The 16,349-nt window shown below is 49.8% G+C and carries 17 protein-coding genes; 6 read left to right on the top strand and 11 right to left on the bottom strand.

The genetic code is table 11. The annotated features are described in order from the left end of the window. Nucleotides 1–4: 4 nt before the first annotated feature. Entirely contained in the window at nucleotides 5–1,318 is a 1,314-nt protein-coding gene (locus BMW93_RS30330; protein WP_090385450.1) for an MFS transporter, read from the bottom strand. Between the two features lie 81 nt (nucleotides 1,319–1,399). Next, nucleotides 1,400–1,855: a hypothetical protein gene (locus BMW93_RS30325; RefSeq protein WP_090385448.1), complete on the bottom strand. Its 456-nt coding sequence runs from the start codon at nucleotides 1,853–1,855 to the stop codon at nucleotides 1,400–1,402. A 145-nt stretch (nucleotides 1,856–2,000) separates the two neighbouring features. On the opposite strand from BMW93_RS30325, the gene BMW93_RS30320 reads away from it, so the two are divergent. Both BMW93_RS30320 and BMW93_RS30315 read left to right on the top strand, forming a co-directional pair. Next, on the top strand, nucleotides 2,001–3,632 hold the full coding sequence (locus BMW93_RS30320; protein WP_090385445.1) for a T9SS type A sorting domain-containing protein: 1,632 nt from the start codon (nucleotides 2,001–2,003) through the stop codon (nucleotides 3,630–3,632). Between the two features lie 17 nt (nucleotides 3,633–3,649). Next, nucleotides 3,650–5,665 (top strand): thioredoxin domain-containing protein, encoded by a 2,016-nt coding sequence (locus tag BMW93_RS30315; RefSeq protein ID WP_090385443.1) that lies wholly within the window; start codon nucleotides 3,650–3,652, stop codon nucleotides 5,663–5,665. Here BMW93_RS30315 and BMW93_RS30310 read toward each other — a convergent pair. Continuing rightward, nucleotides 5,662–6,180 (bottom strand): DinB family protein, encoded by a 519-nt coding sequence (locus tag BMW93_RS30310; protein WP_090385441.1) that lies wholly within the window; start codon nucleotides 6,178–6,180, stop codon nucleotides 5,662–5,664. The two genes, BMW93_RS30315 and BMW93_RS30310, sit on opposite strands and share 4 nt — an antisense overlap. 16 nt (nucleotides 6,181–6,196) lie before the next feature. Then, nucleotides 6,197–6,697 (bottom strand): DUF6265 family protein, encoded by a 501-nt coding sequence (locus tag BMW93_RS30305; protein WP_229241019.1) that lies wholly within the window; start codon nucleotides 6,695–6,697, stop codon nucleotides 6,197–6,199. 245 nt (nucleotides 6,698–6,942) lie between these two features. Between BMW93_RS30305 and BMW93_RS30300 the strand changes: the two genes are divergently transcribed. From BMW93_RS30300 to BMW93_RS30285, 4 genes are all read left to right on the top strand, one after another. Continuing rightward, complete coding sequence (locus BMW93_RS30300; RefSeq protein WP_229241018.1) at nucleotides 6,943–7,494, top strand: hypothetical protein; 552 nt, start codon at nucleotides 6,943–6,945, stop codon at nucleotides 7,492–7,494. 112 nt (nucleotides 7,495–7,606) lie between these two features. Further along, nucleotides 7,607–8,533, top strand: coding sequence for a hypothetical protein (locus tag BMW93_RS30295; RefSeq protein ID WP_090385436.1), 927 nt, complete (start codon nucleotides 7,607–7,609; stop codon nucleotides 8,531–8,533). An 18-nt stretch (nucleotides 8,534–8,551) separates the two neighbouring features. Then, complete coding sequence (locus tag BMW93_RS30290; RefSeq protein ID WP_090385434.1) at nucleotides 8,552–10,114, top strand: phosphatase PAP2 family protein; 1,563 nt, start codon at nucleotides 8,552–8,554, stop codon at nucleotides 10,112–10,114. 142 nt (nucleotides 10,115–10,256) lie between these two features. Continuing rightward, nucleotides 10,257–10,469, top strand: coding sequence for a hypothetical protein (locus BMW93_RS30285; RefSeq protein WP_143061746.1), 213 nt, complete (start codon nucleotides 10,257–10,259; stop codon nucleotides 10,467–10,469). 118 nt (nucleotides 10,470–10,587) lie between these two features. On the opposite strand, the gene BMW93_RS30280 is transcribed toward BMW93_RS30285, so the two are convergent. The 7 genes from BMW93_RS30280 to BMW93_RS30250 all read right to left on the bottom strand — a co-directional run bounded on the left by BMW93_RS30280 (nucleotide 10,588) and on the right by BMW93_RS30250 (nucleotide 16,317). After that, nucleotides 10,588–11,076 (bottom strand): YdeI/OmpD-associated family protein, encoded by a 489-nt coding sequence (locus BMW93_RS30280; RefSeq protein WP_090385430.1) that lies wholly within the window; start codon nucleotides 11,074–11,076, stop codon nucleotides 10,588–10,590. Beyond that, on the bottom strand, nucleotides 11,076–11,429 hold the full coding sequence (locus BMW93_RS30275; protein ID WP_090385428.1) for a TfoX/Sxy family protein: 354 nt from the start codon (nucleotides 11,427–11,429) through the stop codon (nucleotides 11,076–11,078). Before BMW93_RS30275 ends, BMW93_RS30280 begins: the two co-directional genes overlap by 1 nt. Nucleotide 11,430: 1 nt before the next feature. Next, complete coding sequence (locus BMW93_RS30270) at nucleotides 11,431–13,593, bottom strand: molybdopterin cofactor-binding domain-containing protein (protein ID WP_090385426.1); 2,163 nt, start codon at nucleotides 13,591–13,593, stop codon at nucleotides 11,431–11,433. A 32-nt stretch (nucleotides 13,594–13,625) separates the two neighbouring features. Then, a complete protein-coding gene (locus BMW93_RS30265; protein WP_090385423.1) occupies nucleotides 13,626–14,117 on the bottom strand; it encodes a (2Fe-2S)-binding protein in 492 nt (163 codons plus the stop codon). 89 nt (nucleotides 14,118–14,206) lie between these two features. Beyond that, nucleotides 14,207–14,719: a DinB family protein gene (locus tag BMW93_RS30260; protein ID WP_090385421.1), complete on the bottom strand. Its 513-nt coding sequence runs from the start codon at nucleotides 14,717–14,719 to the stop codon at nucleotides 14,207–14,209. 129 nt (nucleotides 14,720–14,848) lie between these two features. Then, a complete protein-coding gene (locus BMW93_RS30255) occupies nucleotides 14,849–15,901 on the bottom strand; it encodes a WG repeat-containing protein (protein ID WP_090385418.1) in 1,053 nt (350 codons plus the stop codon). A 2-nt stretch (nucleotides 15,902–15,903) separates the two neighbouring features. After that, complete coding sequence (locus BMW93_RS30250) at nucleotides 15,904–16,317, bottom strand: DUF3052 family protein (protein WP_090385416.1); 414 nt, start codon at nucleotides 16,315–16,317, stop codon at nucleotides 15,904–15,906. Between the last annotated feature and the right edge of the window lie 32 nt (nucleotides 16,318–16,349).

The raw sequence follows: 16,349 nt of genomic DNA, 5'->3' as shown, positions 1-16,349 counted from the left end.
TAATTTAATTTTTGTTACGATCCAATTCGAAGTGGTACACTTTCCGCGACGGAATGCGGTATAGCAGCATCAGGCCGATCACGAAAATAATGAGCAATGCAAGAATGCTGTTGCGCATGCTGCCCGTAATGTGCTCGACCGTACCATATATAAATGTACCGATCACAATGGCGAGCTTTTCCGTCACATCGTAGAAGCTGAAATAAGAAGCTGTATCCGTGACATTTTCAGGGATCAGTTTAGAGTAGGTCGATCTAGAAAGTGATTGAATGCCGCCCATCACCATCCCTACCGTACATGCAATCACGTAAAATTCCATCGCTTCGGTAGTGTAATAGGCCCCGGTGCAGATACCGATCCAAATAGCGACACCGATCATCAATGCATAAATATTCCCGATTTTACCCGATAACCACGCAAATGTGTAGGAGCCGGCAATCCCCACGAGTTGTATTAAAAGTACGGTGATGATCAGGCTTTGCGAAGGCAATTTCAACTCGGTAGCACCAAAGATCGTCGCTACATACATGACCGTGCGCAGGCCCATGGTGTAAATGAAAAACGCGCTCAGAAACTTGGCAAGATAAGGCTGCTCGCGCAGGCGTCCGTATACTTTTCTCAGTTCTTTAAACCCGTGAAATATCCAGTTTCCGCTCTTTTCCTTATCCGCATTGCCGGAAGGCAGGTAGCAAAAAGGGATTTGGGCAAACAATATCCACCAAAGTCCGACAGTGAAAAAAGATATGCGCGCGGGAAGCGATTTCTGGGTAATGCCATAAAACTGTGGCGCGAGGATCATGCTTAAATTGAATAGCAGCAGCAATACACTGCCCAGGTAACCCAACGAGAAGCCCCGCGCACTGTACTTGTCGAAGCGGTCCTCGGTGGCGATCTCAGGCAAATAGGAGTCGTAAAAGACGATGCTACCACTCCATCCGATCAGGCTCAGCCCAAAAAGAAACACGCCCGAAATCATCGTTTCCTTGGTAAAAAAATACAATAGCATGCAGCTGATGGCCCCCGTGTAGCAGAAGAATTGCATAAACCGCTTTTTCTTGCCTGTAAAATCGGCGATGGCGGTACAAATAGGGACCAGCAATGCGGTGATCAGGAAGGAAACCGAAACTGTGTAGGAAAAAAGTACCGAGCTCTTGATCTGCGTCCCGAAAAAATTAACATCGGGCGTACCCGAAGCGCTTAATGCGGTGGCGCTGAAATAGACGGGAAAAATGCTGGAAACGATCACCAATGCGTGTACCGAATTGGCCCAGTCGTACATGCACCACGCGTTGATAATGGAGGGAATGTTCTTTTTCATTCAAAAAAATTTGTACAAAATAAGAAAAGCGGCAGATTATCTCCGCCGCTTTTCACTATAAATTGTATATCGCACCACCAGTTACTTGATCACAGGCTGGAAAACCATGATGGCTTCCTGCTCTACGCCATTCACGGGCATCGACTTTTTAAGTTTCATCGTTGAATTAGTCAATTCTTCAAGACCGAATTCCCCAGAGAAGCCTATTATTTTGATATCCAACGTCTTTTCTTCGTTGATAAGGCTCCATGTACCGCCATTAACCACCTGGCTGGTCCCCTGATCGAATGCCCTAACTGTCGCATTTTGCTGAAACTGGATATCCATTTTCTTGATACCCATCGTCTCTGCGTCCAATTGGTTGTCCGAAATGCTTTTTCCCGACAAATCGGTCACAGCCGACATCCGCCACGGATAATTAACCAGTATTTTATTCTTCGCGGTCGGCTCAGGCGTTTCGTTCTTATCTTTGTCCTTGCAGCTAATCACCAAAAGCGAGAAAAACAGGACTGGAACAAAAAGGAGTAGTCGTTTCATGTTGATTGTATTTTACGTTTCAAGGCAATTTCTATTCTGCTGAACTGTTTGACGCCGCTGTTTTTGCGGCCGTCGCGGACCGCGCGTCTCGAAAAAATGAAATTGGCGACATTGCAAAAGTAACGAATTTGTCTGGTCTAATCTTATGACATACTATACAAACATCTATTCAAAGGCGTTTTTCAGCACATTTCTGAGTCTACTGCTCACGGCGCTAAGCGCTCACGGCCAGAATTGTCAGCCCGGTTATGTGCTAAACCCGGTCAAAACCAACAATAACATCGAATGGAGCAAATTCCCGGAGTTTTCGCTTCCATTCAAAATGATTTACAGCGGCCCGCGCTTCGGCGACACGCAATCCCAGCCATTAAAACACGGTTTCAATCACCTTGCCGCATTCAGCGGACCTGAACCGGGCTCACTGCAACCGAACCAGCTGGCAGCACTTTGGTATGGCGTGGCTACGTCCAGCGGCAACCAGCCCTGGGCCGACAATGCCCTTCGGAGTCCGTGGGGTAACGATACCGCCGCTTACCGGAGCTATTGGGACAATTATGCCAATTCGGTCACGAGTGTCGATGTGATATGTCTCGACATCGAGCGTATGCAGCGCGAAGACCGTGACATTCTTGCATTGAAAACCAATACCCAGATCCCCCAGAATTACCGCAACCTTTCGGATGCCGACTTTCTGGCAACCTACAAACGTGATATGCGCTGGTGGTACACTGAGGCCGCCAACCGCCTGCGCGCGAAGGGCGTAAAAGCGTCACTCACGAGTTACAGCGACGTTCCTATCCGTAATACCTGGCTGAATATCACGGCCAACAGCTGGCAGGACTGGACAACCAACCTCGCACGTACGCATTACCTCATGCAAGACAATGCTGGCAAGATCGGCGGCAACTTTTACAACGCGATGGATTTTCTGTCGCCGTCGCCATACTACTATTATGGTTTCGACCATCCCATTGGCAAGGATTACCTCTCCTACCTGCTATTCAGCATTGAAGCGAATGTGGCGTGGAGCAACAAGCCGATCATCCCGTTCGTATGGCTGCGCGTGCACGACAGCTACGACCCGAACATTCCGCTGATCACCAATTTCATGGCCGAAGCCACGGCGATTTTCCCCTTCTTTTCCGGTGCAAAAGGCCTCTGGCTTTGGGAAAACCCATTCTTATCGGCTGAGCGGCAGGAGAACTATGCACCTTATGAGCATTTCATTTACGGGCTGTACCGGCTATCTCAGTTCAAGGATATGCTGGAAGGCGACTACCAACTGGTGATCCCGATGTCGGCGCGGGATAATATGGAGCAGCAAAACCCGGTTTGGCGGGGCATTGTAAAAGGCCAGAATATCCTGATCGCCGCCCAGAACCCCTATGCCGATGATAATGCAACCACTTCCATCACGGTTTCCTACCAGAACTGGGCGCGTAACATTACCATGAAAGGGAAGGAAGTTTTTCTCTGCAAATTCGATTTAAACGATTCGGTCAATGGCGTTGAACCGTCCGTCGATATGGTCAATGTCTACCCCAATCCGGCAGCGCAGGAGCTCAACGTGTCGCTGGCGGGCATTAATGGGGTCGCGGAGGTTGAATTTGCATTAACCAATACCAAAGGGCAGATTTTCCTGCAACAAAAACTGAAAGCATTCGCCGGCGAAACGAAAAGGACGATCGCACTTCCAAAGCTCTCTTCTGGCATATATTTTGCCCGCTTTACTACGAATAACCGAACTGTCATTAAAAAGGTAGTGATCCTGCAATAGCCGCTGCCTGCATTGCTATGAACCGACTCAGTCAACAAACCAGCCCGTATTTGCTTCAACACGCCCACAATCCGGTGGATTGGTATCCCTGGGGCGAGGAAGCATTATCCAAAGCCAAAAGCGAAAACAAACCCATTTTGGTCAGTATCGGTTATTCGGCCTGCCACTGGTGCCACGTGATGGAGCGTGAATGCTTCGAAAAAGAGCCTATCGCCGAGGTCATGAACGAGTATTTCGTGTGTATCAAAGTCGACCGGGAAGAACGGCCGGATGTAGACGCGGTGTACATGGACGCCGTGCAGGCGATGGGCGTACGCGGAGGCTGGCCGCTGAATGTGTTCCTGCTGCCCGACACCAAGCCATTTTACGGGGTTACCTACCTCCCGCCGCAGAACTGGGTGCAGCTTTTGAAAAGCATTAACCAGGCATTCACCAACCATTACGATGAGCTGGCAAGCTCCGCCGAAGGTTTTGTGGAAAATATGGTGGCTTCCGAAAGCCAGAAATACGGGCTAGTGCAGGCCACTGTCAAGTTCAACACAAAAGACGCGGACCAGATGTTCGAGCAGATACAACGGCATTTCGACACGCAGAAGGGTGGAATGGACCGGGCGCCGAAATTCATGATGCCTTCGATCTATAAATTTCTGCTGCGCTATTTCGATATCAGCCAGAATCCCGAAGCATTGGCACAGGTCGAGCTTTCATTGAACCGCATTGCTTTGGGCGGCATTTACGATCATGTCGGTGGTGGTTGGGCGCGGTATTCGGTGGACGAGGACTGGTTTATCCCGCATTTCGAGAAAATGCTTTACGATAACGGGCAGTTGCTGAGCATTTACGCCGAGGCCTATTCCTTAACCCAAAGCCCGCTTTACGCAAACCGCATCGAGCAAACGGTTCAGTGGCTCACAAACGAAATGCGTAGCCCGGATGGTGGCTTTTTCTCCGCGTTGGATGCCGATAGCGAGGGAATCGAAGGCAAATTTTACATCTGGACCGAAGACGAGCTCAAAGACACGCTGGGGGACGATTTCAACTGGTTTTCAAAACTCTACAAAATATCGAAGCGAGGAAACTGGGAGCACGGTTACAATCACCTGCATTTGACCGAGCCGATTGAATATGCGGCAAAAACGGCCGGCATACAGCTCGATGATTTTCCCGCAATGTATGAAAATGCCTTATCCAAACTGGCTGAAAAGCGTAGTTCGAAAATCAGGCCGGGGCTCGACGACAAGATATTGGCCTCCTGGAACGGACTTTTAATCAAAGGCTTAACGGATAGCTATCGTGCACTGGGTCATGAAGAAATCCGGAAACTCGCCGTTGCAACCGGGCATTTCATTGCTGAAAGAATGACGACCGGCAGCCAATTGAAACACAGTTACAAAAATGGCATCGCCACGGTAACCGGCTTTCTGGAAGATTACGCCGCGGTTATCGAAGGTTACCTCGGACTTTACCAGATCACATTTGAAGAAAGCTGGCTGCAAAAAGCGCAAGAACTGGCCGATTATACGATCAGCAACTTTTTCGACCAGTCGGAAGGTTTCTTCCATTTTACGGATGCTTACGGAGAAGTGCTCATTGCACGCAAAAAAGAGCTTTTTGACAATGTAATTCCTGCTTCCAATTCGATGATGGCCCATAATCTTTACACATTGGGCAAAATGCTGGACCGCGACGATTACCTTGAAATTGCGGACAATATGCTCTCCAAAATGACCAAGTTGCTCCTCGCCGATGTACAATGGGTTACTAACTGGGCCGCATTGTATTGCCAGCGTGCGGTTCCTACTGCGGAAATTGCCATCATAGGTGGGGATGCGGACGCGATGCGCAAGGATTTCGACCGCTTTTTTATCCCTAACAAAATCGTGATGGGGACAAGCACTTCCTCCACCCTGCCGCTCTTGCAGAACCGGACCGAAATCAATGCCAAAACGGCGATTTATGTGTGTTACGACAAAACCTGCCAGTTACCGGTTACCAAGGTGGAAGAAGCGCTCGATCAGCTGGCCGGCGTTTAGAGCAGCGGGAAATAGCGGTCGCGGACGACATTCATGTGGTGTACCGGATGACCGAGGATCACAAAACCCAGCGCTAATGGAGTTATTTCAGTCTGATTGGCATTACCCACACGTGTCAGCATGGTTTTGTCCATATTTTTAAACAGGGTAATGGTGCTCCGCCGAAGCTCACGAAACTCGTCCATGAGGTCGTCGATCGTGCGGTGGCTAGCGACCGTATTTGCCGCCAGAATAGCCTCGTCGTAACCCGGAAGCTGGGTTTTATCGTTCCTCGAAAACCGCAGCGCCCGGTAGGCCATAATCCGCTCGTTGTCGATCACGTGCTGCAAAATATCCTTGACAGTCCATTTGCCTTCCGCATATGCGCGGTCACCCAATGCGACCAGCTTTTCGGTCTCGGCAAATACATGATCAGGCGTGTACTTTGTGAAACCGTCGAAAAGGTCGATGTCATCGATAAGGTTAATGTATCTGTCAAAAAATGGGGGCATTGGTACGATTTCTGATCTTTTCATGGTGTTATGGATAATTTTAATGTATTCTGCGGTAAGGATAATCGATTCTGCGCATCTTCGATTGCATTTCACCCTCGATATGCGCGTAAAGCGAATCGTTTGACCTGAAATCATAGACAATCCGCTTCGGAAAATCATGTTGCAGGTTCTCGAACACAAAGCGGTTGCCTTCGATGGTTTTCAATTTAAACAAAACTTCTTTGTCATCGTTCTGTCCGGCGGCCACGGGCGCATACACGATCTCATTTCCCTGAATGTACAGGCGGACCTTTTCAAGTGGCGTAGTATCGCCAGCCGTAGCACCGGCATTGGCCAGCGTGTAGCTCATACCGGCAAACTCCTTTTCACTCTTACGCGTCCAGGTTTCATAGATGTCGCCCCTTGAACGTTTATTTAGCCAGGTTCCGACAATAGGTTTCAGTTTCTCGAAATCCTTCTGGCTGAATGTGCTTTCCTGCGCAAATGCGCATAGTATCACCAATAGGAAAGGCATTGTGCCCTTAAAAAGCTCAGACAAAGACGAATAGGTTCGCATGGCTTTCAGATGAAATGGTTAAAACATCAAGATAATAAATTTTGATGGGTGTTGATCTGAGGACCGCGATTCATATATCTGAAATCCAAATAAATAACCTATTCATCCTATAACAAATAACCACTGGTTACTACATTTTGCAGTAAATGAGGTTATTAATGACCCAAAAGGGATTTGCTTATGTGTACCTAAAATGATTACATTTGGTTATAAATCCTCTTTAAGAATTGAGAAGACTGGCGTCGATAGGGTTACTGGCATTGCTGCTCTACAATATGTTTGGGCTAAGTCTTGCTGTTATCTTCTTTGAAAAAGACTATCAGGTCGCAACTTTCGGCGAGCCGGGCCAGGTGTCGGTCATGAAAATGTACCTTCCGTCGCTCCCTTATTCCGGCAATCTCGAAATCACCGAAAACATCGAAGGGCTGGTTCGTCAGGACGGACAGTTTTACAACCCGACCCACATTCTCCACGAGAACGATACACTCTATGTGACGCTGCAATCCAATGAAGCGGCACGTGATCATTTTTTTGAGCTCGCCAATGCCATTCAGGTACTGAACGATCCGCAAACCGACGCTCCCGAGAGTCCGTATGGAAAAGCAATAGAGCTGCTGGGCAACCTTCTGAAAATTTACATCCCTAATACACAGCAATTTCCGGCCCGTTCCGAATCCGTTGCGCAGCAAATCCGGTCGTGGGCCAACAGTCAATATGTGGCAGTGCATTACCTGTCATACCAAACCTCACTGGCATCTCCGCCACCCGAACACTGTTAAGCTTGTACTCCGGCTCATAACACCTTGCGGCCAGCTTGCCTGAGCCATAAATGTTATGCAACATTTTTAGCACCGCATTGGATCGGTGCACCACCATATTAACATTCGATCTATGATAAGTTCTTTACACAAAAAAGGGCTGCGTCTGCTTGGCATATTGCTGACCGTCGTCGGCCCGCTCTCCTCCGCCTACGCCCAAATGCCTAACGATGCCATTTATATGGGCAAAAAAACGGCCTGTCTGGCGGTATCCTACACGCACAGTTCGTGGGACCAGTATTGGGAAAACTCGCTGAAACGCGAAAACTTCAATATCGGCACACATACGACACAGAGCGTCATGCCGATGCTCGCAGTGGGTATCACCAAAAATTTAAATGCCATTGTGGCTGTGCCCTACGTGTGGACACAGGCGAGTGCCGGTAACCTCAGATGGCAGAAAGGCGTGCAAGACGCTTCACTTTGGTTGAAATACCGCTTTCTGAACAAATCCGGATTCTCGCTGCACGCCATCGGTGGCGCGTCGCTCCCTGCATCCAACTACATTCCCGACTTCCTGCCGATGTCTATCGGTATCCAATGCAAAACAGCGACAGCCCGGTTGCTGGCCAGCTATCGGCACAAAAGCGGCATTTACCTGACCGCTTCCGGCTCCTACATTTTCAGGAGTAAAATCACGATCGACCGTGATTCCTATCAGGCCGACGGCAAATTGTATAATTCCAACAAGGTATCCGTTCCAAATGCTTACGACGCTTCGGCAAGACTGGGTTACCTCAAAAAAGCCATCCAGGCGGAAGGTTTTATCGAATATGGCGCCTGTGACGGCGGTGATAACATCCGTCGCAACGACATGCCGTTCCCAACCAACAACATGAAAGCAACCCTGGTAGGGGTGTACGCCAAATTTCAGCCCAAAAACATTGGTGTAAATGCGCGCGCATCCTATGTGATCGACGGGCAGAATATGGGCCAAAGCACCGCTTTCACCGTAGGCGTGCTCTACCAGTTTCGCTACGCCAAAGAAGCTAAAAACTAATTTTCCAGACAGAAAACGATGAAAATCAACTATATCTCCTTACAGCACTCCATCACCCGCTTTGCTCTGCCGGCATTGGCAGTGATGATGGTATGGTCGTGCTCCAAGACCGTCGACGAACCAACGGCCGGTATCAACACTCCTTCCAGCCTGGATGAAAAAGCCGGTACCTGGAAGCCGTACGTGCTCGCTTCATCCAGCGAAATCGCCGTGGCTGAACCCAAAGAGGCAACCTCCGCGGAATACAAGTCGGAGCTCGAAAAGTTGAAACAGGCGACCGACGCCGTTACGCCGCAGCAACGTGAGCAAATCAACTACTGGGGTGCCGGGGCCGTGTACCGTTGGAATGAAATAGCCCGTGAACTATGCGCCCGTTACAACAGCCCGCCGGCATCCAATGCAGAAGGTAAATACCCCGTGCCCGACGCCGCTAACCCATTGAAAGACCCTAAATTCCCGTTCGCGAACCCGCCTTACGCGGCGCGCGCCCTCGCATACCTAAGCGTAGCGCAATACGACGCGCTGGTAGCCGCATGGAATTACAAGTTCAAATACAACCGGAAAGCCCCTTCGAAAAACGACACGGCGATCAAGACTTTGCTACCCGTCAGCGATCTCCCTTCCTATCCATCGGAAGACGCGGTGATAGCAGAGGTATCCGTCGTGATCCTGAAAGCCATGTTCCCCGGCGAGGTTCCTTTCCTCGATGCCAAGCTGGCCGAGCATAAACAAAGCAGGATATCGGCAGGAATGAACGTCGAAAGCGACATACTCGCTGGTTCGGATTTGGGCAAAGCGGTTGGTGCCAAAATCATGGCACGTGCCAGGACCGATAAAATGGGAGCGGCCAACAACCAGGCTCAAACTGCGTCGATGATTGCCAATGCGCGTAAAATTGGCGTTACCGAGCCCTGGGTAAGCCAGGAATTCCCTCCTCGCCCACCGATGCTTCCTACTTACGGCTTCGTGAAACCCTGGAATTTCGACTCCGCGACGGTAGTGGCACTTCGCCCCGAGGCACCGCCGGCCATCGGCAGCCCCGCTTATCAAAAGGACATAAACGAATTGCTTAACATCGCCAAAAACCAGACACGCGAGCAGGCACGTATTGCCAGCTTCTGGTCCGACGGCGTTGGCAGCTACACCCCTCCCGGCCACTGGCATAGAAAAGGCGCAGAACTGTGCCACGAAAACAAATACAGCGAGGTGCGTACGGCCCGCACGCTGGCGTTACTCGGCACCACTATGCAGGATGCCGGCATTTGCTGCTGGGACGTGAAATACTGGTTCTACTACCCACGTCCGAACCAAATGAGCAGCAAGATCAAAACGTCGGTCGGGCTGCCAAACTTCCCCTCCTACACGTCCGGTCACTCCACATTCTCCGGCGCTGCCGCCGAAGTACTGGCACACATTTTCCCGAGCAACAAGAAGGAAGTCGACGATATGGCATCCGAGGCATCCGTTTCACGCATTTACGGCATGATCCACTACCGCTTCGACTGCGAAGTAGGATTGGCATCCGGCCACAAGATCGGCGGCTACGCCGTTCAGCGGGCCAAGATGGATGGGGCGGAGTGATCGTTGTCTTCGACACTAAAAACGAGGAGCGGAGTCGAAATGGCTCCGCTCCTCATTTTTCCACACTACCACATTTGACCAGAAATCCTTATCTTTAAAAACAGAAAATCATACACGCACCATGATTATAGCCACTTATCATATGAAAACCGACGAAGTCAGCGGGAAACTGGTTGATGATATCAGACAGCGTTTTCCGAAGAATGAAAAACTGACAATCACCATCACTTCAAAGGTGCACCAAAAGGTAAGTAACAAGGTGCTTGAATTCCTTGAAATAGAAAAGAAATTTCCACTCAAACACGTTCCTCAAAGCCTCGATTTCAATGAACTAACTGATGAAATCAATCTTTGAGATTTGTGATATACTTCGACTCAGACGTCATTTTTCACTTTCTGGTTTTGCAAGATGAGCAAAAGCATCTGAAATTCAGGATCAAAAAGTTCGCTAAAATCTCTATCAAAATTTTAACCTAAACCCTCTGATCGCCCGTCAACCGCTTGCCTTGCAGCAGCATATCGATCATTTTGGCTATGCGGGCGACTTTGGTTTCGTCCTTTTTGGCAGAATAGACCCAGTCGCGGTATTCCTTCTGCGCACTTTCTGCGAGTTTCATGAAGTTTTCGTAAGCTTTGGGCTCGTCTTTGAGGCAATCGATGAGCTCTTCGGGGATCGCTAATGCGGAATCGTCGGCGTAAAGCTCGACCGTCACCCAATCGCCTTCCTTCTTTTGGATCTTTTTCCTGATTTCCGCTTTCACCGGGAGAAAAAGCTGCCCGGTACCCATGGGCATCAGGTTGTAGCCCATCAGTTCGTACTCGTCGATGCGGCCTTTGACCTTCACCATGCCGAACTTCCGCTTAATGTCCTGCCGGATTTCGGAAATGATCACATAAGTCCAGCCGCCCTTTCCCGGAAACTTCTCTAACTGATATTTTTTATGAACCAACAATTCCGCCATCACTTCTTCTTTTTGGACGACCTGGCAAATTTGTTGAATGCCAGACATTTGCCAATCCACGAATCGAAAGCCTCCCGCGAAGCATAGCCCTCCGGGCTTACGTACACGTAGCCCAACGCCACCCGTCCGTTCATGATCATCGGCTCGACACCATTCATGTCCAGTGCGGCTTCGTACTCGTCCGGACCGATCCGGCATAGTAGCACGTCGTTGCGGACGCAAACGCACAACTTGTCGTCGACCATAAAAGCCAGGCCCTGGAAGAGGGCTTTCTCTTCCAGGGCCTTACCAGCCAGATCCTTACTTTCCAAGGCCTCGCGAATCCGATTGGCTACCCGCTCGTCGTAGGCCATGTTATGCGATATTGTTAATGTCAAAAGGCAACTTTCTGAGGCGTTTGCCCGTCGCCGCGAATATCGCATTGCCCAATGCAGGCGCAATCGGCGGAAGACCAGGCTCTCCTACCCCACCCGGAACGGCACCGCTGTCGACAATATGAATTTCCATTGGCGGCGCCTCGTTCATGCGCATTACATTGAACTGATGATAGTTAGTCTGATCACAAATGCCATTCGTAAATGTAATGCCGTCCTTGATCGCCGCGGTGATACCCATTACGATGTTTCCTTCGGTTTGCGCTTTCACGTTGTCCGGGTTTACATAGTAGCCGCAGTCGATTACCGATACGACTTTATCGATTTTAACACCACTATCTTTTTTGGAAACAGTAATGCAACAAGCCGAAATACTACCAAAAGATTTGAACACCGCAATGCCCTTACCACTGCCGGCTGGAAGCTTTTCGTCCCAATTCACTTTCTCGGCCAGTGTTTCCAACACTTTTTTGAAACGCTCGTCCGGCAGGATTTCCAGACGTGCTTTCAGCGGATCTTTTTTGGCCAGATGCGCCAGTTCGTCAATAAAGCATTCCTGGCCCCAGCCGAAGTTGGACGCGTAAACCGAACGCCACCAAACCACCGGAATATCGGTTTTCACATTCGTCCAGCTCACTTTGGAAGCCGTTCCAAACTGGTATTTGTTATTGCCGGTACTGATTTCTTCGCTCAGCCACGGATCGGCCTCGTCGTCTTTCAAACCTTTGAAAACCTGTCCTACAATAGATTCGCCGATGGCGTGGTGATGGAAACCGGTAATCTTGCCATCCTCCACAAATCCCTGCATATGGCTCAGCATTCCGGGGCGGTAAGGGCCCTGGGTGATGTCATCTTCGCGCGTCCAGATCACTTTCACGGGCTTTTTCAATTCTTTCGAAATGTGGCACGCTTCGAGCAGGAAGTCATGGTAAGCCTTGCGCCCGAATGCGCCTCCGAGCAATGTGACGTTAATTTTAACCTGCTCCGGTTTCACTTTCAGGTAGCCGCAAACATCCCGCAACGCCCAGTCAGGCCCCTGGATCGGCGCCCAGATTTCCACATTACCATCATCCTTCACATGCACGACCGCATTCTCGGGCTCGATAGGCGCGTGCGCGAGGAAGGGTGTCTCATAATGCGATTCCAGCTTATCCTTCGCGTTCGCATATTTTACCGTGAAGTCGCCTTTTTCTTCAAAATTCACGCCTTCTTTTTTCGCAGCTTCGTAAGTGGCGGCGAAATAGCCTGCGGTATCCACCTTTTTGGCATAATCCCCATTATCCCAATTCACTTTCAACGCCCGTTTGCCCTTCAATGCCGCCCACCAGTTGGTAGCCACCACCGCGACAGCCTCCGACGTACGGTGCGGCATGGTTCGCTCGGTTTTCATGACCTGCAAAACACCTTTTACCTTCTTGGTCTCCGCATCGTCGATCGACGCCACTTTGCCATGGATCATCGGCGAATGCACAATGGCCGCATATACCATGCCCGGCACGTCTACGTCGAGCCCGTAAACAGCTTTTCCGGTAACGCGTTCCGGGACATCGAGGCGTTTGTTATACTTTCCAATGATTTTGAAATCCTTCGGCTCTTTCAGTTTAGGCTCTTTCGGAATTTCGAGTTTCGAGGCGTCGTCTGCCAATTCGCCGTAAGAGAGGCTTTTTCCGCTGGCCTTATGCCATATTTTACCGTCTTCGGCCATGCATTCGGATGCGGGCAGGTTCCATCTCTTGGCCGCGGTAGTAGTGAGCATTTCACGTGCTGCGGCACCGGCTTTACGGATCGGCATCCATAGTTCGCGTACCGAACTACTACCGCCCGACGTCTGGCTACCGTATTTGCCCATACCGTCGCTTTGTACGATGAGCACTTTTTCAAGGCTCACTTCCAGCTCTTCGGCCAGCAGCGACGGCACCGCTTGCGTAGAGCCCTGCCCCATGTCCGGGCGCGGGTTCACGAGTGTGATATTGCCGGTGGTATCGATGATAATGAATGGATTGATTTCCAGCTTCAATACCGCCGGGGCGATCTTTTTCAGGGAAGCATCCTTCGTAAAGCCCGAAATGCCCACAGCGAGCCCGAGCGACGTAAATCCGGCAGCTTTCAGGAAGTCGCGCCGTGATGTTTGTATCTTTTCCAATGTTTTCTGTGGCTAAGGTTGATGAATGGGCACTAGCGCTGACCGATCCCTTTTTCGGCCACTTTCATTGCATCCGATGCGCGGTGGATCGCTTTTCTGATCCGGTCATAGGTGCCACAACGGCACAAATTTCCGCTCATGGCCGCATCGATGTCCGCGTCGGTCGGTGTAGGGTTCGATTTCAGCAATGCCGCCGCCGACATGATCTGTCCCGACTGGCAGTAACCGCATTGGGGTACCTGCTCCTCTATCCAGGCCTTCTGGATAATGCTCATTTTGCCTTCGCCGATGCCTTCGATCGTCGTTATTTTATCATTTTTCCCGACACTCGAAACCGGTGTCTGGCATGCCCGTGCCGGCTGACCGTTCAGGTGGATCGTGCAAGCGCCGCAAAGCGCCATCCCGCACCCGAATTTGGTCCCTTTCAAATCGGCGAAGTCGCGTATTACCCAAAGCAAAGGCATGTCGGGCTCCACATCGACTTTCACCTTTTTGCCATTTAATGATAGGTTGTATACAGCCATGGTGATGGTGATGAAGATTGATTGAGAGTGGTGAATAATCTGTAAAATATTACAAAATCCCTGACTTTTACAACTATTGCAAAGCTATGTCAGGCTTTTAAAAAAATAAGCTGCCCCAGGTGATAGGCCTCATGGTTAGTCCTGTTAATCAATATATTAAGCTTATTACGGTGCGGTTCGCGTGCAAAATCCTCGTCGGAGATCGCATTGTGTTTCGTGAACCATTCATCGGCATCGAGTTCGGCGAAGTAGCGGGTTAGCACCGCATTCAGGTTTGCCCATTTTGCTTTCAGCTCGGCTACCGGCGGAATGTCGTCAAATGTGCGGTCCGGGTTTTTCACGAAAAGCTCGTCGAGTTCCGGGTAAAGGCGCTCGCCCAGTCCCAGCAGCGAGATCATCCCGTCATTGACTGCGATCAAATGCCCCAGCAGATAGACCGCCCGGTTTTTGCCCTCGGCAACGGGCTCGCCTAAACGTTCTTCCGGCAACTTGGCCAGCCAGCCGTTCAAGCGCTGGTTTTGCAGCTCCCAATTGGAAACTACCATTTTGACAAATAATTCCTTACTGGTTTTAAGGGCGGTGGTTTCGTCCAGTGTACTCATGGTGAAGGTTATGGATGTTTGGTGGTTTAAAAAACGGATTGGCTCCGTTTCCGACAACAACATCCGGCCCGACAAGGATCGTTATTCTGAGTATTTATTTTTTGTTAACAACCGATAGAATGCATTTCACTAGGGATTTCGCCAGGAAACGCCTATTAGTTTGTAGCCCTTATTGGTCCGCAGGAATGAATATTCTTCCTGGTATTCGAGCCTGCCGCTTTTGTCCATAAAATTGGATGTAACATTGAATGAAGGGTAACGCCCGGCGTCGCCAGGAATGCATCCATCAAAAAATGGTTCAAACGATGGTCCTGTATGGATGTACGGATTCAGGCCGTAGATGGTCAGGCTCGTAAAGGCCTTTATTTCATGATCGCGGATCGGCTGCAATCTGGCAGTCAGCCGACTACCACACTTTTGGATAAACTCATCGCCCGACATACGTATCCATTCCGTCGACTCAGGCAGCGAACTGACCAACGAATCGTGTGCAAACTCCCGCAGTTTTTGAAGGTCAGTAGACGCCGTCAGATACTTTTCCCGAAACCATTTATCGAATTCCTTCTCATAGTTCAGAAACACGTACCATTTCCCATTCTTGCCTTTGACCGAGCTATATAAACTGGTATCACCGGGTGTATCTTTAAGTTGCAAAGAGTACCAGTTGACTACCGAATAACTGTCCATTTCAAACTGGTCAACCAACACTTCGTTCCGCGCATTGATCAACATCATGCTGCCGCCTTTCCACGACCAATGCTCGCAGTCTCCTTTTTCACAATCTTCGCCGTCCCATCCTACCCGTTTGGCATCTTTAATCACCATGGCCATGCCATTTTGAAACCGGCTTGCGTCATTATAAATGGCTGGCACCACTACCCTGCCGTTGTTATCAAAAAATCCGACTTTATCCCTAATGGTGTCTCGGAAACGAATCTTGCCGTCGCTTTCGCAGTCATAGGTCGCGTCGAACGCGTAAATGCTATCTTCTCCGAGCACACGACCGTTGGCAAGTTTGTAGTAGTGACGCCATTTGTTCGAGTCGGTCGTATCAAGAATAATGGCAATACCAGCTTTGGAGTTTGTATCTGGATGCGCCGGTTCATTTCCCTGTGCAACGACACCGGAGGCCAGATTTCCCACTAATATCAGCAGTATGTACCTTTTTAGTATTCCAAACATCTTTACCTGTCTTTAACCCTGATCATCAACTTCAAACCCGACCAAACCGCATCCACGGCGCATACTTTCACATCCACTAATCCAATCGACAATGCAAGGTCGCGGATCACATCTTCCGTAACGTCAGTAGGTACTTTGGATGCCTTTTTCGGCCAGGAAACCCAGATGGTACCATTCGATACAATTTCCCTTTTTAAGTCAGCCAAATCGCTTTGCAGGTCAGCGGCCTCTTTGGTAAAATAATGAACGAAATCAACGCCGGGGGTGGGTTCTTCAAAAACTTCGATATCCGCGGGAAGCCCTTCCAGCAAATCGAAATAATGCTCCGGAGGATCAACGAACCTGACTTTAAAGCCCGGCTTGATACCGAGCTTTTTGACAAGACTTGTATTGGAATAACCTGTCTGAGCCGCCATAATATAAGTAAATGATATATTATTGGTAAGTT

The organism is Dyadobacter sp. SG02, assembly GCF_900109045.1.
Taxonomy (GTDB): domain Bacteria; phylum Bacteroidota; class Bacteroidia; order Cytophagales; family Spirosomataceae; genus Dyadobacter.
This window is presented reverse-complemented; position numbering and strand designations above follow the sequence as displayed.